Consider the following 17,521-nt stretch of genomic DNA (forward strand, 5'->3'; position numbering starts at 1 on the left):
TCGTTCCCGGATCCGATCACCGGATCCTGCAGCACAGCACCACCACGAACGAACGGGGTACACCGTGATCGAGCCCATCGAAGCCACGCAGACCAGCACCACCGGTGACGCGCGCCGCATCGTCGAGCTCGCAGCAGCGACCAACACGACGATGAGCAACGAGCTCCTGCTCGACACGCTCCGCCGCAACGCCCAGGTCACGACCCGCCACATCCGCAAGGACTTCATCGAGGTCGCGACGGCCACCGCCGTGCTCGGCTACGTCTGCCGGCAGCGCAAGGACTTCATCGCGCTCCGTGGCGACGACCCGGCGTGGGCGCACGAGGTCGGCCGGTACGCGACCGAGTCCCTCGCGGTCGAGGCACTCCGGATGCGCCGCGGCTGACGCCCGGCGTCCGACACGAACACAGAAGGCCCCGCCGGACACCCGGCGGGGCCTTCTTCGTGTCAGCGGTGGTGCCGACCGGACTCCTCAGGACCAGACGCGGCGGATCCCCCACGAACCGGTCCAGGTCTCGTCCGGCTCGAGCCAGCGCAGGCCCTCGCCCGAGTTCAGGGCGTTCGCGGGCGCCGTCATCGGTTCGACCGCGACCGCCAGGCCCTTCCCGTCGCCCCGCGGGTACTCGCGCGAGGTGAAGACCTGCACGTAGGGGAACGAGGCGTCCTGCCAGAGCTCGACCCCGTCGCCCTCCGGCCCGTGCATCGTCGTGCGGCGGATCCCGTCGGCGTCAGGGGTGACGTCCTTGTAGGCGGTGTCGAGGTCCGAGTCCCCGGCACGTCGCCCCTGGCGCAGGTCGTACGGCGTGCCCTCGACCGGCACCGAACCGTTCGGGACCTTCTGCTCGTCGACGGTGAAGGCGGTCGCGGCGTCGAGCGTGACGACCAGGTCGTCGGCGGGGGTGTCACCGGCACGCAGGTACGGGTGCGCGCCGACCGCGAAGGGTGCGCGCACGCCCGAACGGTTCGTGACCTCGTGCGTGACACGGATGCCGTCGTCGACGAGTTCGTGCAGCACGCGCGTCTCGAGGGTGAAGGGCCACCCGTGCTGCGGGTGGATCGTCGCTTCCTGCTGGATCGACGTCTCGGTCTGCGACACCACCCGGTACGGGGCGAACCGGAGCAGTCCGTGCGACGCGTTGCCGTACTTCGGCTCCGAGACGTCGAGCTGCTGCCGCTTGCCGTCGAACACCCACACACCACCGGCGACGCGGTTCGGCCAGGGCGCCAGGACGATACCGTTCGCCCCCGGCGGCTGCTCGGTCACGGGGAACGGCTCGGTGATGTCGAAGCCGGCGACGCGGAGTTCGCGGATGCCCGCGGCGACCTCGGTGACCACGGCTTCGACGACCCCGTCGGGTCCGGCGTGGTGGAGGCGGTACTGGCCACCCGTGGGTGCTGCGGTCATGGGGTGTTCTTCCTTCCGGCTGGTTCGGTGTGCTGCTCGCCGTCGGCGACGATCACCTGGGCCCCGGCCGCCCGGATCGTGGCGACCGCGGCGGCGTCGGCCTCGGCGGTGACGACGACGTCGATGTCCTCGAGCGCGCGGACGACCCCGATGTGGGCCCGGCCGAACTTCGACCCGTCCGCGACCACGACCGTACGCCGGGCCGTCGCCGCGAGCATCCGCTTGGCCTCGGTCTCGGGCAGGTTCACGTTCGTCAGGCCGTGGTCGACGTCGAGTCCGGTCCCGCCGAGGAACACGAGGTCCGCGGCGATCATCGGCAGGACCGCCCCGTTGAAGGGGGCGACGAGCGAGTGCTGCAGGGGCCGGAGGGTGCCGCCGGTGACGATCACGGTGAAGCGCGGGACCGCACGCTCGAGCGCGAGCGCCGTGGTGAGGGAGTTCGTGACGACCGTGACGCCGGTGAGCTCGGTGCGCGCCACGAGGGCCTCGGCGACGGCGGCCGGCGTGGTGCCGACGTCGAGGACGACGCACTCCCCCGGGCGGACCAGCGCAGCGGCCGCACGGCCGATGGCGGCCTTGGCCACCTGGTGCTCGACGGCGGTCTCCTCGAAGGGGCGCTCGGTGGACCCGGCCCCGGGGCGGACCGCGCCTCCGTGCACCCGCCGGATCCGGGCCTCCTGGTCGAGGACGGCGAGGTCCTGGCGGACCGTCACCTCGCTGGTGCCGAGGGACGCGGCCAACGCGGCCGTCCGGACCATGCCGGGGGCGCCTTCGACGATCGCGACGATGCGGTCCTGCCGGAGGGGCGCGGGCAGCGCGCCGGCGAGGAAGGAGAGGTCGGCGTCCGTCATGTGCACAGTTTCGCTTGCTTCCGATGTCTTTCGCAACGCTTCGGATGGGCGCTAGGCTGTTCCGGTGATCACCAAGCGCGTGACGAAGCTCGCGGACGGCCGCGACCTCTTCTACTTCGACGACGCCGACTCGACACTGCCCGCAGAACGCAGCATCGACGAACGCGTGCTCGACCCGCGACCCGAGACGGCGCGGATGCGGCAGGACGTCCTGACGGGCGAATGGGTGTCGATCGCGGCATCCCGGCAGAACCGGGTGTTCCTGCCGCCGGCCGACCAGGACCCGCTCGCACCCCAGAGCCCGGCCAACCCGTCCGAGATCCCGAGCCGCTACGACGTCGCCGTGTTCGAGAACCGCTCGCCGTCGTTCGGCCCGCTGCTCGAAGCCGACGACGCCCCCGAGTCGCTCGAGTCCCTGAGCGACGTCGGCCTGAACCGCCAGCTCCGCTCGGTCGGCCGGTGCGAGGTCGTGTGCTTCTCGCCCGAGACCTCCGGGTCCTTCGCCTCCATCTCCGAGTCGCGTGCCCGCACCGTCGTCGAAGCCTGGGCCGACCGTACCGCCGCACTCTCCGCGATGCCGGGCATCCAGCAGGTGTTCCCCTTCGAGAACCGGGGCGAGGCGATCGGCGTCACGCTGCACCACCCGCACGGGCAGATCTACTCGTACCCGTACATCACGCCGCGCACCCAGCGCCTGCTCGCGAGCATCGAACGGTTCGGTCCGGACCTGTTCGAGCAGCACCTCGCGAACGAGCGGGGTTCCGAGCGGGTCGTCCTCGCTGGCGAGCACTTCACCGCCTTCGTCCCGTTCGCCGCGCGCTGGCCCATCGAGATCCACATGCTGCCGCACCGCCACGTCCCCGACTTCGCCAGCCTGACCGACGCCGAGAAGGACGAGCTGGCCCACATGCACCTCCGGCTCACGCGTGGGCTCGACGCGCTCTACGGCGACCCGACGCCGTACATCGCCGCGTGGCACCAGGCGCCGGTGCACACCGCCCGCGACACCGTGCGGCTGATGCTGCAGATCACCTCGCCGCGACGTGCGGCGGACAAGTTGAAGTTCCTGGCCGGCAGCGAAGCCGCCATGGGCGCCTGGATCGGGGACCTCGTGCCCGAGAAGGCGGCCGAGTTCATCCGACAGGGAGTCGAGCGCGCATGACGTTCCAGCAGGTCTACGGGTACGAGCCGACGGTGCGGTACTCCGCCCCGGGTCGCGTCAACCTGATCGGTGAGCACACCGACTACAACGACGGCTACGTGCTGCCCTTCGCGATCGACCGTCGCACCACCGCCTCCATCGCGCAGCGCGACGACCGGACGATCCGCGTCGCCTCCGCCTTCGACGCCACGAGCGAGCCGATGGCGCTGTCCCTCGACGACCTGTCGCCCGAGGCCATGGACGGTTGGTCGGCCTACGTCTTCGGGATCGCCTGGGCCCTGCGCGAGCAGGCCGGTGCCGATCTGGACGACAAGACCGGGTTCGACGTCTTCATCGAGTCCGACGTGCCGGTCGGTGCGGGCCTGTCGTCCAGTGCGGCGATCGAATGCGGTGTCGCGCTGGCCTTCAACGACCTGTGGGAACTCGGCCTCGACCGGAAGACCCTGGCGCGCGTCGGGCAGTACTCGGAGAACCACGCCGTCGGTGCCCCCACCGGGATCATGGACCAGTCCGCCTCGCTGCTCGGCGAGCAGGACGCCGTCGTGTTCCTCGACTGCCGCACGCTCGACACCGCCGTCGTCGACCTGGCGCTCGAGGCGAACGGGCTCGAGGTCCTGGTGATCGACACCCGCGTCGAGCACGCCCACGCGACCGGTGGCTACGCGGCTCGTCGGGCCTCGTGCGAGAAGGGTGCGCGGGTGCTCGGTGTCGAGGCCCTGCGTGACGTCAGCGTCGAGGACCTGCCTCGTGCGCAGGAGCTCCTGGACGACGAGACCTTCCGCCGCGTACGGCACATCGTGACCGAGGACCAGCGCGTCCTCGACACCGTCCGCACGCTGCGCGAACAGGGCCCCCGGGCGATCGGTTCCCTGCTCGTCGCGTCGCACGAGTCGATGCGCGACGACTTCGAGATCTCCGTGCCGGAGCTCGATCTGGCCGTCGCGACCGCGGTCGAGCAGGGTGCCGTCGGTGCGCGCATGACCGGTGGTGGGTTCGGCGGTGCGGCGATCGCGCTGGTCGACCAGGAGTCACGCGGGGCGATCACCGCCGCCGTCACCGTCGCCTTCGCCGACGCCGGGTTCCGCGAGCCGAACGTGTTCACGGTGCACGCCGCGCAGGGCGCCCGGCGCGACTGACGGGTGCGGCGCGCGCGTGCGCGCTCAGCCGCTCGCGCGCTCGACGTTTCGCGCTCAGCGACAGTTCACGCGGCGATCAGCCCGTGGACTGTCGCTCGGCGCGAAAGAACGGCAGCACCCCGACAGCCCCGACCGCGCCCCCGCCGACTCAGCCGAGGTAGTCCGCGTACCGGACGTACTCCACCACGTTCCCGAGCACGAACGGGTGCGTCCGACCGTGCTCCACGGCCCACTCCACCCACGCGGTCTGCGCCGGCATGAGCAACCACACCAGGGCGGTGGTCCCGAGCACGGCGGCCAGGGTCAGGCCCATCACGGTGTGCTCGTCGAACCGGGCTGCACCTCGGCGGGCGATCGCGACGACGAACCCGGCGACCGCGAACCCCACCGTCGCGAGCGTCCACCCGGACCAGGGGCCCGACGTGAACGTGTACTCCTGGCCGGCGTGCACGAAGGTCGTCGCCCAGGTCGACCCGGGAGCCTGGAACAGCACGCAGATCGCCACGATGACGATCAGCCACCGGGCGTCCTTGGTCAGTTGCGACGGCTCGGGCCGGGCTCGCATCACCGGCGTCGTCTGCAGACGTTCTTCCCCCATGCCGCGACCGTAGCACCGGCGGAGTGCACTTCGTGAGCAGCAGTGGTCGGGTGCGATGACGCCACCCGACCATTGCTGCTCACCATCGCCACGCGAGCGCACGCGCCCGCGCTACGACAGCTGGCGCTCGGCGGCCTCGACGACGTTCTTCATGAGCATCGCGCGGGTCATCGGCCCGACGCCACCGGGGGTGGGCGACAGGAAGCCCGCGACCGACGCGACCGCGGGGTCGACGTCGCCGTGCAGCTTCGCCTTGCCGGTCTCCTCGTTGACCACGCGGGTGATCCCCACGTCGATGACGGCGGCTCCGGGCTGGACCCAGTCCGGCTTGACGAGCCCGGCGACCCCGGCTGCGGCGACGATGATGTCGGCGCGACGGCACTCCGCGGCGACGTCGGCCGTCAGCGAGTGCGTCAGGGTCGCGGTCGCCTCGAGCCGCGTGAGCAGCAGGCCGAGCGGCCGTCCGACGGTCAGCCCCTGCCCGATGATCGTGACGTGTGCGCCGCGGATCGGGATCTCGTACGCGTCGAGCATCGCGACGATGCCCCGCGGGGTGCAGGGCAGCGGTGCGTCGATCGTGCCGGCACCACCGGGCACGGCGAGCACGAGCTCGCCGAGGTTCGTCGGGTGCAGGCCGTCGGCGTCCTTCGACGGGTCCATGAGCTCGAGCATCGGCGTCGGGTCGATGCCCTGCGGCAGCGGGAGCTGCACGATGAACGCGGTGACCCGGGGGTCGTCGTTCATCTGCAGGATCGCGGCCCGGATGTCGGCAGCGGACGCGGTCTCGGGCAGGTCGATGCGGTGCGAGTCGAGCCCGATCGACGCCGAGTCGCGGTGCTTGCCCGCGACGTAGGACATCGAGCCGGGGTTCGAGCCGACCATGATCGTGCCGAGGCCCGGGCGGATGCCGTGCTCGTGCAGGCGGTCGATCCGGCCCCGGAGTTCGTCGAGCGTCCGGGCGGCGAGGGCCGTGCCGTCGATGCGGACGGCACTCCCTTCACCGGCCCAGAGCTCGCGCGGGAGCGCCGCGCTGACCGAACCGCTCACGCGTAGAGCGGGAACGCGTCGGTCAGGACCTTCACGCGGGCCGAGAGCGCTGCGACGTCCGGGTTCGGCATGAGGGTCAGCGCGATGATGTCGGCCACCTCGGTGAACTCGGCGTCGCCGAAGCCGCGGGTCGCCAGCGCCGAGGTGCCGATGCGGACACCCGAGGTGACCATCGGCGGGCGCGGGTCGAACGGCACGGAGTTGCGGTTCACGGTGATGCCGACCTCGTGCAGCAGGTCTTCGGCCTGCTTGCCGTCGACCTCGGACGCGCGCAGGTCGACGAGCACCAGGTGCACGTCGGTGCCGCCGGTGAGCACGTCGATGCCCGCGGCCTTGGCGTCGTCAGCGGTCAGGCGGGCGGCGAGGGCCTGGGCGCCACGGATGGTGCGCTCCTGACGGTCCTTGAACTCCGGGGTGCCGGCGAGCAGGAACGCGGTGGCCTTCGCGGCGATCACGTGCATGAGCGGGCCGCCCTGCTGGCCCGGGAAGACCGCGGAGTTCAGCTTCTTGAACAGGGTCTCGTCGTTCGACAGGATGATGCCCGAGCGGGGGCCGCCGAGGGTCTTGTGGACCGTCGACGAGACGACGTGGGCGTGAGGGACCGGGGACGGGTGCAGCCCGGCGGCGACGAGGCCGGCGAAGTGCGCCATGTCGACCCAGAGCTTCGCGCCGACCTCGTCCGCGATCTCGCGGAACTTCGCGAAGTCGAGCTGGCGCGGGTAGGCGGACCACCCGGCGATCAGGACCTTCGGCTGGTGCTCGATGGCCTTGGCGCGGATGTCGTCGTAGTCGACCTCGAACGTCTCCGGGTCGACGCCGTACGCCACGGCGTTGTAGATGCGGCCCGAGAAGTTGAGCTTCATGCCGTGGGTCAGGTGACCGCCGTGCGCGAGCTCGAGGCCGAGGATGGTGTCGCCGGCCGAGGCGATGGCGTGCAGGACGGCCGCGTTGGCCGTGGCACCGGAGTGCGGCTGCACGTTCGCGTACTCGGCACCGAAGAGCGCCTTGGCACGGTCGATGGCGAGCTGCTCGGCGACGTCGACGTACTCGCAGCCGCCGTAGTAGCGCTTGCCCGGGTAGCCCTCGGCGTACTTGTTGGTGAGCACGGAGCCCTGCGACTCGAGCACGGCGCGCGGCACGAAGTTCTCGGACGCGATCATCTCGAGGGTGTCGCGCTGGCGGCCGAGCTCCTGCTGCAGGACGGCGGCGATCTCGGGATCGACCTCGGCGAGCGGGGCGTTGAAGGCGGCGCGTGCGGCGGCCTGCTCGGCCACCTCGGCCGAGTCAGAGACGAACGGGGGCAGATCGGCAATGGACACGGGACTCCTACGGTGTGCGGACGACCAGCTGGTCGCACTCGGACGGTCGGTCGGTGCAGCCCAGGCGTACGGCCGCGCACCGTGTCTTGGTCGCTCCCCGATGGTGACCCATCCAACGCCAGTCGCGACCTGACGATCGTACCGAGCCACCGCACCCTGTGTCACCCTGGATGCATGACGCTGCTCTCGCCCGACGTGGACGAACGGACCACCACGGACGAACGGACCAGTGCGCGGGCGGACACCCCGTGGGTCACCGTGGTGTGGGACGACCCGGTGAACCTGATGTCGTACGTCACCTACGTCTTCCAGCGGCACTTCGGGTTCTCTCGCGAGCAGGCCGAGCGGCTCATGCACCAGGTCAACGACGACGGCCGGGCGATCGTGGCGACCGGCCCGCGTGAGTCGATGGAGGCCCACGTGCAGTCCATGCACGGCTACGGGCTGCAGGCGACCGTCGACAAGGCCCCCGAAGCGTGATCCCGTTCGTCCGCCGCGCCGACGGCGTGCACCTCGGCCTGTCCTCCGGCGAGCGCGACCTGCTCGCCTCGCTCACCGAGCAGCTGCAGCAGGTGCTCGGCGGCGACCTGTCCACCGACCCGATCAGCGAACGGATGTTCCCGGATGCTTATCCTGGCGACGACGAGGCGAGCGCGGAGTTCCGGAAGTACACGCAGTCCGACCTGCTCACGCAGAAGACGACGAACGCCTCGATCGTGCACGACTGGCTGACGGGCACCCGCGACGGTTCGCTCGACGCCGAGGACGAGCAGGCATGGCTCCGCACGCTCACCGACCTGCGGCTGACGATCGCCGATCGGCTGGGCATCGAGGACGCCGACGACGAGGAACGCTCGGTCGAGGCCGACGCGGGCGTCGGCCTGCGCGACGTCTACGACTGGCTCGGCTACGTGCAGGAACACCTGGTCGTCACGCTCACGTCGCGCTGACGGCCCACGGCCTGGAGGCCCGGATCACCTCCGGTGCGGCGGGTCACCCCAGCAGGTCGTCGCGGTGGGCTCGCGCCCAGTCGGTCAGGCTCCGGGGCGCGGTGCCGGTGATGCGTCGGACGTCGTCGCTCATCACGTCGACGCCGTCGAGGCCGCGGCGGACGACCCGGCCGAACTGTTGCCGGAGCCCCTCGGCCTGCCACGCGGGCACGCCGCTCAGGCGCAGCACACCGGCGTAGACCCGGCTCGGCAGGTGCAGGGCGCGCACGGGTCGGCCGAGCCCGGTGGCGAGCGCGGCGGCGACACCGCGCGCGTCGAGCAGGTCCGGGCCGGTGAGCACCGGTTCGGTGCCGTCGTGGCCGTCCTCCGTCAGCACCCGGGCGGCGGTCCGGGCGATGTCCTCGGTGTCGATCCAGCCGATCACCCCGCGGCCCGTGGTGTGCGGGAACCACCCCCGTCGGATCGCCGGCGCCGAGGGCTGCACGTTCGTCATGAACGACGAAGGATGCAGGATCGTCCACGCCAGCCCGCTCTCGCGCACCAGCCGGTCGATGTGCCAGGCGGCGCTCGCCCACGACATCGGGGAGTGCTCGGCGGCGTCCCCGCCCGACAGCTGCACGATCCGGCCGATCCCTGCGCGCTGCGCCGCACGGACCCCGGTGGCGCCCTGCTCGCGCTGCCGCTGGCTGACCGGCGTCACGAGGAAGAACCGGTCGACCCCCTCCAGCGCCGCGGTGAGCGCGTCCTCGTCGTCCAGGTCGGCCAGGCGGCCGTCGATGCCCCGCGCCCGGAGCGCGTCGACCTGTTCGGGCCGTCGGACCACGGCACGCACCGTCACCCCGGCCGCCCGCAGCAGCTCCGCAGTCTTGCCCCCGACGTCCCCGGTCACACCGGTGACCGCCACGATCTCGCCCATGTCTGCTCCTCGTCCCGCTGACCCATTCTGGTATCAGTTTCCTGATACCAGAACGTACGCCGGTACAATCGCCCCGTGCCCCAGGAACTCCCAGCCCCGCGCGACGACGTCGACGGCATCGTGGCGTGGACGGTGATCCGGGCCGCACGGACGCTCTCCCGCCGGCTCGCGGCCGAGCTGGCGCCGCTCGGGTTGACACCCGTGGAGTTCGGGGCACTCATCCAGCTCGCGGCGGCGGGCGAGCTCAGCCAGGCCGACCTGGCGCGAGCGGTCGGCGTCCGACCGCAGAGCATGACGACGCTCGTCGGAGGGCTCTCGACGCGGGGACTCGTGGAGCGGGGCGCCGCACCGGGCCGGGGACGGGCCTCCCGGATGCGGCTGACCGACCAGGGCGAGGCGCTGCTGGCACGCGCCCACCCGATCGTCCGGGCGAGCAACGCGTGGTTCGGCGACGGTGCGGAACCGGTCTCGGCGACCCTGCTCCCACTGCTCGAGCCGGACGCGGGCGACGACGGGTCCGCCGTTCCCTGAGCGATATCAGAAGGCAAACTTGCAAGGTGGGCTGGTGACGGATTAGCCTCCCGGGCGTGACCAACGCGCCCGAGACCGACCCGACCGACCTGGCCGACGCCGTGCTGACGATGCACGGACGACTGCGGCGGTCGTTGCTGGCCTCGAAGTCGGACGACGTCACGGCGTCGCAGACCGCCGCTCTCGGACGCCTGCTGCGGCACGGGCCGGCCACCATCGCCGACCTGGCCCGAGCCGAGGGTGTCCGACCGCAGTCGATGGGCGCGACCGTCCAGGCCCTGGTCGACCTCGGCCTGGCCGAGCGGCAGGCAGACCCGACGGACGGCCGGCGATCGATCGTCAGCGCGACGGCGGCCGGTCGGGACGCCCGCCAGGCCGCCTGGGCCGCGCGGAACCGCGAGCTCGCCGAGCGGCTCGCGACCCTGCCCGAGGCGGACCGCCGCGTCGTCGCGCGGGCGATGGACCTGCTCGGGCCGATCGTCGATCCCTGACCCGCACCCCTCGCCCAGTCCTGCAACCGGAAGAAGCACTCTCACGTCCACCACCACGACCCCCGACACGACCACGGGCAGCGGCTTCGGCCCGAAGCTCCTCATCCCGGTGCTCGTCGGACCCCTGCTCAACCCGATCAACACCACGATGGTGTCGGTCGCCCTCACCCCGATCTCCCGCGACCTGGGCATCGGTGCGGCGCAGGCGATCTGGCTCGTCGCGGCCCTGTACCTGGCGAGTGCGATCGCGCAGCCCACGATGGGCAAGCTCGCCGACCGGTTCGGCCCGAAGAAGGTGTTCCTGACCGGGCTCGTCATCGTCGGGATCGCCGGGGTGGTGCCCGAGGTCCTGACCGGGTTCGGCGGGGCCGTGTTCGCCCGGGTGCTCATCGGCATCGGGACGTCGTCGGCGTACCCGGCGGCACTCACCACCCTCCGACAGCACTCCGTCCGGATCGGGAAGCCCACGCCGCCGCTCGTGCTCGGGGCGCTGTCGATCACGTCGCTCGTGTCCGCCGCCGCCGGCCCACCGCTCGGAGGGGCGCTCATCGCCGCGTTCGGCTGGCACGCGATCTTCCTGGTGAACGTGCCGCTCGCGGTGTTCGGCATCGTCGTGGCGACGGCCTGGCTGCCGTCCGACCGGCTGCGTCCGCGAGACGACGCCGAGCTGCCGGTGTTGCAGGCGCTCGACCCGCTCGGCATGGTGCTGATGACCGGGACCGTCTCGGCGCTGCTCGTCTTCCTGCTCGACCTGTCCGCCGGGCTGTGGTGGCTGCTCGCGGTGGCCGTCGTGCTGCTCGTCGCCCTGGTGGCGTGGGAGCTGCGGGCCGTGCGACCGTTCGTCGACGTGCGGCTGCTCGCCCGGAACGGCGCGTTGTCCCGCACGTACGGCCGCCTGTTCCTGACGTACCTGCTCGCCTACACGATGACCTACGGGTTCTCGCAGTGGGTGCAGGACGTCGCGGGCTACCCGAGCGACGTCGCCGGGTACATCCAGCTGCCGGCCGCGATCGTCGCCGGGGTGGCCTCGTTCGTGGTCGCACGCAAGACCGCGATCCGCGGGCCGCTCGTCGTCGCCGCACTGGTGCCGATCCTGGGCGGTGTGCTCCTGCTCTTCCTGCACACCGGGTCGCCCGTCGTCCTGCTCGCCCTGACCCCGGCGCTGTTCGGGGTACCGCAGGCCCTGGCGTCGGTATCGAACCAGGCGGCGCTGTACCGGCTCGTCCCCGCGGAGTACATCGGCACCGCGGCCGGGCTGTCGCGCACCGCGGTGTACATCGGGGCGATCGCGGCGTCCTCGCTCATCGGTGGCGTGTTCGGCCAGGCCCCGACGACGCCGGACCTGCACGTGCTGGCGTGGGTGATCCTCGGCGTCGCGGTGCTCCTGACCGTGCTGACCCTGGCGGACCGCCGGCTGCGGGACGCCGACACCGGGCGCGCCGCCGCCGCTGCGCCCGCGCCGGCGCCCGCGCCCGACGCCGAGTGAGCAGAAGATGACGGGTCGTACCCCCGCACCCGACGTCTTCTGCTCACTCGGCGGCCTCCGGACGTCCTGGAGCACCTCGCCACCCGCGGACCGGTAGCGTCGCGGGCATGGCGAACGGCGGCGGGTTCAGCAGCGACACCAAGGCAGGCGCGATCTGGAACGTGGTGATCTGCGGCATCCTCTGCATCGGCATCCCGATCGCGGCGATCGTCAACGCCGACCGGGGCTCCGCGTACGTCGGCATCGGCATCGCGGCGACGGTCCTGGCCCTGTGCATGGAGGTCTACTTCGTCCGTCGTCTGCTCGCGCGCCGGCGCTGACGCCGGGCGCGCCACCGCTGCCGCGCCCGCCACTGACGCTTCGTGAGCAGGAATGGTCGAGTCGCCGCGGCGCACTCGACCATTCCTGCTCACGAAGCACCTCCCCCGCGGCCGGTACCCTGATCCGGTGACCGACCCGACCCCCACGCACTGGACCCTGACGCTCGTCTGCGACGACCAGCCCGGGATCGTGCACGCCGTCTCCGGAGCGATCGTCGCCGCCCAGGGCAACATCACCGAGTCGCAGCAGTTCTCCAGCGCCGACACGAACACGTTCTTCATGCGCCTGCAGGTGATGGCGCCGGTGGACCGCGCCGCCTTCGAGGCAGCACTCGCCCCCGTCGCCGCCCGCTACGACGCCCGCGTCCAGCTCGACGTCGTCGGTCGTCCGCTGCGCACCCTCGTGCTCGTGTCGAAGGCGGGCCACTGCCTGAACGACCTGCTCTACCGGCAGCGCGGCGGACAGCTGCCGATCGAGGTCCCCCTCGTGCTGTCGAACCACGCGGACCTGTCCGAGCTCGCCGCGTTCTACTCCGTGCCGTTCGAGCACCGCCCGGTCACCGACGCCGAGTCGAAGGAGCAGATGGAGCGGCGCGTGCTGCAGGCGGTGGAGGAGCACGACATCGAGCTCGTGGTCCTCGCCCGCTACATGCAGATCCTGTCGCCCGAACTCTGCGCGGCACTCGAGGGGCGTGCCGTGAACATCCACCACTCGTTCCTGCCCGGCTTCAAGGGCGCGAACCCGTACCGGCAGGCGCATGCCCGCGGGGTGAAGCTCATCGGTGCGACCGCGCACTTCGTGACGAGCGACCTCGACGAGGGCCCGATCATCGAGCAGAACGTCGTCCGCGTCGACCACACCAAGGAACCGGCCGAGCTGGTGTCCATCGGGCAGGACGAGGAGTCCCGCACGCTCACCCAGGCGGTGCGCTGGATCGCGGAGGACCGCGTCCTGCTCGACGGCGCCCGCACCATCATCTTCAAGTAGGCAGCACCATGACCAACGCCCCGCAGTCCCCCGTCGACTGGGAATCGGTCCCCGACCCGGCAGCCGTCCGGCAGCCGCGACGGCGGTTCGAGGCCTGGATGATCCTGCGGATCGCCGTGATGGTGTTCGGCCTGCTGTCCCTGGCCTTCTGGGGCTACTGGTCGTGGCAGCTCCCGCTCCCCGGCTACCTGTTCATGGTCGGGGCTCCGCTGTTCGCCGCGGTCGTCTGGTACTTCTTCCGGTCGCCGCGCTCCCCGATCGAGACCGACATCGTCGGCAAGACCATCGTCGAGGTCGCCCTGGTCGTCGCCGCAGGCGCGACCTGGATCTCCATCGGCCACCCGGTCGTCGGGATCGTCTTCATCGTGATCGCCGCCCTGAGCGGCGTGATCGCGTTCCGCAAGGAGATCGCATGAGCACCACGGGCCTCCAGACCGGCCAGGAGGCCCAGCGCACGCTGGTCCGCGCAGCCCGCGTCGTCGACGCGGCCGGCACCACGGCCGACGGCTGGGTCCTGGTCGTCGGCGACACGATCCACGCGACCGGCTCCGGCCCCGAGGCCCCCGTGGCCGACCGGGTCGTCGACCTGGGCGACGCGGTCCTGACGCCCGGCTTCGTGGACCTGCACGGGCACGGTGGGGCGACCGAGGCGTACGAGGACGACTCGTTCGACCGTTCGCTCGCGATGCACCGTTCGCACGGCACGACCCGCTCCGTCCTGTCGCTCGTCGCGAACCCGGTCCCCGCCCTCGCGGCGTCGCTGGCCCACGTCCGCGCCGTGATGGCGACCGACCCGCTCGTGCTCGGCGTGCACCTGGAGGGACCGTTCCTGTCCCCGCACAACAAGGGCGCCCACAACGAGTCGTTCCTGATCGACCCGACCCCTGCCGCGGTCGACGCCCTGCTCGAAGCGGGCGAGGGTGTCATCCGCCAGGTCACGATCGCGCCCGAGCTGCCCGGAGCGCTCGACGCCGTCCGCCGCTTCGTCGACGCCGGCGTCACGGTCGCCGTCGGCCACACGGTCGGCACGTACGACCAGGCGCGGGCCGCGTTCGACGCCGGCGCGACGATCCTGACCCACGCCTGCAACGCGATGCCCGGGCTGCACCACCGCGCTCCGGGGCCGATCGGCGCCGCCGTGTCGGACGACCGCGTGACGCTCGAGCTCATCCTGGACGCCGTGCACGTGCACCCGGTCGTGGCGGACACGCTCTTCCGGGCGACGCCGGGTCGGGTGGCGCTGATCACCGATGCGATGGGTGCCGCCGGCGCTGCGGACGGGTCGTACCGGCTCGGGTCGCTCGACGTCACGGTGACCGACGGCGTCGCACACGTGGCGGGGACGGAGACCATCGCGGGGTCGACGCTGACGCAGGACGTGGCGCTCCGCAACGCGGTCTCGCTCGCCGGGCGGACCCTGCCCGAGGCCGTGGCGGCGCTGACGAGCGTGCCGGCCGGCGCGCTGGGGCTCGGCGACCGTCTGGGTCGGCTGGCGCCGGGGTTCGCCGCCGATCTGGTGGCACTGTCGCCGTCGCTCGAGGTCGAGCGCGTCTGGGGCGGCGGGCGCGAGCTGCGCTGAAGCGCGCACGGCGCAGACGGCTCGCTCGGACACGTCACGGCAGGTCGGTCGGGCGGGGGTTGAGGGGCTCACCGAACCGTGGGGCCCGGCCGGGGACGCAGTGGCCGTCGATGGACACGTCCGCGTACGAATCGAACGCCTGGAAGAAGATGGCGAACCCGTCTGCCGCTGTCCCACCGAGGTACCCCTTCGGGTAGCTGATGACCGTCCGCTCCGGCGTGAGTTCCGTGTCGTGCTGAACACGCGCACCCTCGTACCCGATCGCCGCGAGGGCCCGTGTGACCCCCTCGGCAACCTGATCCGCTGTACCAGGAAGCGGGAGCCGCCGAGTGCTCGCGTAGGTGTACTGCGCAGCGTCCTCGCCATCACTTCCGCAGAGGTTCCACCCGGGGTCCTCGTCACCCCAACCGTCCTGCCCGACGACCGAGCGCACGGCGGCGAAGATGTCCAGGACGTCCTGGTGCGACTGTTCGACGTTCATCGACGTGTCCTTCTGCATCGGGGAGTCCGGGGAGGCGCCGGTGCACCCGGTCAGGAGTGCGGTGACCACCAGGGCTCCGGCGAGTGAGGCGCCCCACGGTTCAGAGCGTCGGGTCACCGGTGCCCCCGGTCTGCCAGCCGTACATGAGCCAGTCGTCCTTGGTCTGCTGCCGCATCCGGTCGAAGGGTCCGCCCCGCTCGGGGATCTCGTCCCCGTGTCCCATCGCCGCTCGTGCAGCGTTGTGCTGGGCGGTGGTCCCGTCGTCGAAGTACGAGTACCGGCCGTCGTCGTCATCGCCGTCGTACGGCCCGTGACGGGTGACGCCGTGCAGGGTGTCCGACCCACGGCCCTCGGTCTCGGAGCTGAACGCGTGCGCGTCCCACGTGGACTCGGTCGGGTCACGCCGACCGGACAGGTTCTGCCCGGTGACGGCCCAGCCGTCCTTCGCGCCCTGGCTGGCGAAGACCTGCCCCTCGGGCACGTGCAGCGCGGACGCGTTCGGTACGGCGTCCGTCACGCCGGCCGAGCCGAGCAGCACCACGTGGTCGGCGTGGGTCTTGGTCAGGGCGATGGTCGCCACGGTCGTGCCGTAGGAGTGCCCCATGACGGTCAGGTCGGCGTCCCGCCCGGCGGCCGCTCGCGCCGCGTGGAACCCGTCGAGGTCGGCGACGAGTCGCTCGGCGCCCGCTCGCGCGCGGTCGTCCGCCAGGACGGTCCGGAAGGACGGGTCGTCGGCCATCGGCGGGTGGTAGCCGATCCAGGACACGACGGCGATGTCACTGCGGCGGATGCCAGCCACACGGGCCTCCTCACGACGCATCCCGCGGGCGATCGCGCTGTAGTCCTGCACCGTGCCGTCCTGGTACGTCGCGGTGTTCATGCCCGGCACGATGACGCTGACGTGCGTGGCACGGTCGAGGTCACCCGCGACGACCTGCGCGAGCGGGGGACGGTCGTCGACGAGTGCCACCAGCGAGACCGGTGTCGTGGCGAGGGTGTCCTGGATGTTCCGGTAGGCGTCGCGCTGCCGTTCCCAGACGAGCAGCTGCTCCCGTGCCGTCGCCGCTTCGGCCGGGTTCCGGGCGGCGTCGTGCCGCCCACGCCAGTGGCGGACCTGCTTGCGGGCGTGTGCGAGCCGGTCAGCCAACACCGTCGTGTTCGCCCGTGCACGCGCCCAGGAGGCGACACCGTTCAGGTTGCCGATGACCACCGGCATCGCCGCGACGAACGCCCGCTGGACCGCGGACGGCACACCGTCGACGCCCGACATCGCCTGCCACCACCCGGCCACTTGCGCAGGGTCGAGTCCGGCGAGCCGCTCGGCGACCCGTGCGTCGTCACCGAGCGCGGCGACGGTCTCCGGGTCGAGGGTGCCGAGCCACGTGAGGAACTGGCCGTCGCTCATCGCGGACACGACCGTGGCGGAGACCAGCTTGCCGAGCACCGACCGGTCCTCGAGCGCGGAGGCCGCCACTCGGTCGGCTGCGGCTCGGCGGGCGACGAGCTCGTCCCATTGCGCCGTCAGCCGAGCGTCCAGCGCTGCCAACCACTCGCCGCTGCGCTCCAGCTGCTGCAGGAGCGCACGGTCCGACTCGACCGCATCCGGTCCGGACGCCACCACGGTGGCATCGCGGATCGCCCGCTCGTTGGCCGCGATGTCGTCCGCGGTGTTCCGCCGGGTCGTCTGCAGGCTCGCGGCGTCGTCCTGGATCTCCCGCACCTGGCGCGCGTAGGTGGCGAGTGCGGCCGACGCCGCGGCCAGCCGCGCCGCGACGCGCTGGGCACTCGCCGGCATCGCCGCCGCCGTCACGAGGAACCGCTGTTGCGCCCGCCCCGCCCAGCCGGACGCCGCGTGCTCCGCGGCGACGAGCACGTGCCGGGCGCCGTCACGGACCGCGTCCGAGTGGTCGTCGTGCCGACGGGCGATCCGCTGGATGCCGTCCGGGTCGCCCGCGACGGGGTCCGCGCTCACCGGACCCGCCGGGCGAGGTCGGCATCCGCACGCAGGACCGCTTCGGCGGCGGCGGTCACGTACTCGCGCAGCGTGTCCGCGTCGTCACCGAGGGACCGGATCATCGCGTCGTGCGCCCTGGCCGACGCGACGAACGCGGATTCGACCGCCCCCGAGCCGAATGCACCGCCGTCCGAACCGGACAACGGGCGCTCAGAGCGGAGGTCGGTGACCGCCTGCCCCGCCGCTCGTGCGACCGCCTGCATGGTCGGCAGGTCGACCGTCAGATCCCCCATGGTGCCCCCTCGTG

21 protein-coding genes and 1 riboswitch are annotated in these 17,521 nt (G+C 72.1%); of the genes, 12 read left to right on the forward strand and 9 right to left on the reverse strand.

Annotated elements, in window-relative coordinates; all coding sequences use genetic code 11:
• Window positions 1–64 precede the first annotated feature (64 nt).
• Window positions 65–385 (forward strand): hypothetical protein, encoded by a 321-nt coding sequence (locus tag DEJ06_RS08545; protein ID WP_027466636.1) that lies wholly within the window; start codon window positions 65–67, stop codon window positions 383–385.
• An 87-nt stretch (window positions 386–472) separates the two neighbouring features.
• On the opposite strand, the gene DEJ06_RS08550 is transcribed toward DEJ06_RS08545, so the two are convergent.
• The gene (locus tag DEJ06_RS08550; protein ID WP_111039033.1) at window positions 473–1,405 is read right to left on the reverse strand and encodes an aldose 1-epimerase family protein; all 933 of its coding nucleotides are present in this window, start codon (window positions 1,403–1,405) and stop codon (window positions 473–475) included.
• Entirely contained in the window at window positions 1,402–2,256 is an 855-nt protein-coding gene (locus DEJ06_RS08555) for a DeoR/GlpR family DNA-binding transcription regulator (protein ID WP_111039034.1), read from the reverse strand. Before DEJ06_RS08555 ends, DEJ06_RS08550 begins: the two co-directional genes overlap by 4 nt.
• 64 nt (window positions 2,257–2,320) lie before the next feature.
• Here DEJ06_RS08555 and galT point away from each other — a divergent pair, with 64 nt between their 5' ends.
• Window positions 2,321–3,418 carry a galactose-1-phosphate uridylyltransferase gene (gene galT / locus DEJ06_RS08560; RefSeq protein WP_111039035.1) on the forward strand — a complete coding sequence of 366 codons (1,098 nt, stop codon included), beginning with the start codon at window positions 2,321–2,323 and terminating at the stop codon, window positions 3,416–3,418.
• Window positions 3,415–4,554, forward strand: a complete 1,140-nt coding sequence (gene galK, locus DEJ06_RS08565) for a galactokinase (RefSeq protein WP_111039036.1) — start codon at window positions 3,415–3,417, stop codon at window positions 4,552–4,554. The genes galT and galK overlap by 4 nt, the downstream gene beginning before the upstream one ends.
• 148 nt (window positions 4,555–4,702) lie before the next feature.
• On the opposite strand, the gene DEJ06_RS08570 is transcribed toward galK, so the two are convergent.
• The 3 genes from DEJ06_RS08570 to glyA form a co-directional block, all read right to left on the reverse strand.
• A complete protein-coding gene (locus DEJ06_RS08570) occupies window positions 4,703–5,152 on the reverse strand; it encodes a hypothetical protein (protein ID WP_111039037.1) in 450 nt (149 codons plus the stop codon).
• 111 nt (window positions 5,153–5,263) lie between these two features.
• Window positions 5,264–6,199, reverse strand: a complete 936-nt coding sequence (locus DEJ06_RS08575) for a tetrahydrofolate dehydrogenase/cyclohydrolase catalytic domain-containing protein (RefSeq protein ID WP_071404707.1) — start codon at window positions 6,197–6,199, stop codon at window positions 5,264–5,266.
• The gene (glyA, locus tag DEJ06_RS08580; protein WP_111039038.1) at window positions 6,196–7,473 is read right to left on the reverse strand and encodes a serine hydroxymethyltransferase; all 1,278 of its coding nucleotides are present in this window, start codon (window positions 7,471–7,473) and stop codon (window positions 6,196–6,198) included. The genes DEJ06_RS08575 and glyA overlap by 4 nt, the downstream gene beginning before the upstream one ends.
• A 96-nt stretch (window positions 7,474–7,569) precedes the next feature.
• A riboswitch (ZMP/ZTP riboswitch) is annotated at window positions 7,570–7,654 on the reverse strand.
• Between the two features lie 38 nt (window positions 7,655–7,692).
• On the opposite strand from glyA, the gene clpS reads away from it, so the two are divergent.
• Both clpS and DEJ06_RS08590 read left to right on the forward strand, forming a co-directional pair.
• Window positions 7,693–7,998 (forward strand): ATP-dependent Clp protease adapter ClpS, encoded by a 306-nt coding sequence (gene clpS, locus DEJ06_RS08585; protein WP_071404706.1) that lies wholly within the window; start codon window positions 7,693–7,695, stop codon window positions 7,996–7,998.
• Window positions 7,995–8,468: a DUF2017 family protein gene (locus DEJ06_RS08590; protein WP_111039039.1), complete on the forward strand. Its 474-nt coding sequence runs from the start codon at window positions 7,995–7,997 to the stop codon at window positions 8,466–8,468. The genes clpS and DEJ06_RS08590 overlap by 4 nt, the downstream gene beginning before the upstream one ends.
• A 43-nt stretch (window positions 8,469–8,511) precedes the next feature.
• Here DEJ06_RS08590 and DEJ06_RS08595 read toward each other — a convergent pair whose 3' ends face one another.
• Window positions 8,512–9,384, reverse strand: coding sequence for an NAD(P)H-binding protein (locus tag DEJ06_RS08595; RefSeq protein ID WP_111039040.1), 873 nt, complete (start codon window positions 9,382–9,384; stop codon window positions 8,512–8,514).
• Between the two features lie 75 nt (window positions 9,385–9,459).
• Here DEJ06_RS08595 and DEJ06_RS08600 point away from each other — a divergent pair, with 75 nt between their 5' ends.
• The 7 genes from DEJ06_RS08600 (at window position 9,460) to nagA (ending at window position 14,779) form a co-directional block, all read left to right on the forward strand.
• Window positions 9,460–9,915, forward strand: a complete 456-nt coding sequence (locus tag DEJ06_RS08600; protein ID WP_071404704.1) for a MarR family winged helix-turn-helix transcriptional regulator — start codon at window positions 9,460–9,462, stop codon at window positions 9,913–9,915.
• 56 nt (window positions 9,916–9,971) lie between these two features.
• A complete protein-coding gene (locus DEJ06_RS08605) occupies window positions 9,972–10,406 on the forward strand; it encodes a MarR family winged helix-turn-helix transcriptional regulator (protein WP_220036499.1) in 435 nt (144 codons plus the stop codon).
• Window positions 10,407–10,515: 109 nt separating this feature from the next.
• Window positions 10,516–11,892 carry an MFS transporter gene (locus DEJ06_RS08610; protein ID WP_111039041.1) on the forward strand — a complete coding sequence of 459 codons (1,377 nt, stop codon included), beginning with the start codon at window positions 10,516–10,518 and terminating at the stop codon, window positions 11,890–11,892.
• Between the two features lie 107 nt (window positions 11,893–11,999).
• The gene (locus tag DEJ06_RS08615; RefSeq protein ID WP_111029042.1) at window positions 12,000–12,212 is read left to right on the forward strand and encodes a hypothetical protein; all 213 of its coding nucleotides are present in this window, start codon (window positions 12,000–12,002) and stop codon (window positions 12,210–12,212) included.
• Window positions 12,213–12,339: 127 nt separating this feature from the next.
• On the forward strand, window positions 12,340–13,200 hold the full coding sequence (purU, locus tag DEJ06_RS08620; RefSeq protein WP_110861849.1) for a formyltetrahydrofolate deformylase: 861 nt from the start codon (window positions 12,340–12,342) through the stop codon (window positions 13,198–13,200).
• Window positions 13,201–13,208: 8 nt separating this feature from the next.
• Window positions 13,209–13,616, forward strand: coding sequence for a YrdB family protein (locus DEJ06_RS08625; RefSeq protein ID WP_111039042.1), 408 nt, complete (start codon window positions 13,209–13,211; stop codon window positions 13,614–13,616).
• A complete protein-coding gene (nagA, locus tag DEJ06_RS08630; RefSeq protein WP_111039043.1) occupies window positions 13,613–14,779 on the forward strand; it encodes an N-acetylglucosamine-6-phosphate deacetylase in 1,167 nt (388 codons plus the stop codon). The genes DEJ06_RS08625 and nagA overlap by 4 nt, the downstream gene beginning before the upstream one ends.
• A gap of 34 nt (window positions 14,780–14,813) precedes the next feature.
• Here the strand turns inward: nagA and DEJ06_RS08635 are convergent, their stop codons facing one another.
• The 3 genes from DEJ06_RS08635 to DEJ06_RS08645 are packed head-to-tail and all read right to left on the reverse strand — an operon-like array spanning window position 14,814 to window position 17,507.
• Window positions 14,814–15,377, reverse strand: coding sequence for a hypothetical protein (locus tag DEJ06_RS08635; RefSeq protein WP_258372459.1), 564 nt, complete (start codon window positions 15,375–15,377; stop codon window positions 14,814–14,816).
• A complete protein-coding gene (locus DEJ06_RS08640; RefSeq protein ID WP_111039045.1) occupies window positions 15,361–17,232 on the reverse strand; it encodes an alpha/beta hydrolase in 1,872 nt (623 codons plus the stop codon). The genes DEJ06_RS08635 and DEJ06_RS08640 overlap by 17 nt, the downstream gene beginning before the upstream one ends.
• Window positions 17,229–17,507 (reverse strand): hypothetical protein, encoded by a 279-nt coding sequence (locus DEJ06_RS08645; RefSeq protein ID WP_111029039.1) that lies wholly within the window; start codon window positions 17,505–17,507, stop codon window positions 17,229–17,231. Before DEJ06_RS08645 ends, DEJ06_RS08640 begins: the two co-directional genes overlap by 4 nt.
• Window positions 17,508–17,521 lie beyond the last annotated feature (14 nt).

Source organism: Curtobacterium sp. MCLR17_051 (assembly GCF_003234395.1).
Taxonomy (GTDB): Bacteria; Actinomycetota; Actinomycetes; order Actinomycetales; family Microbacteriaceae; genus Curtobacterium; species Curtobacterium flaccumfaciens.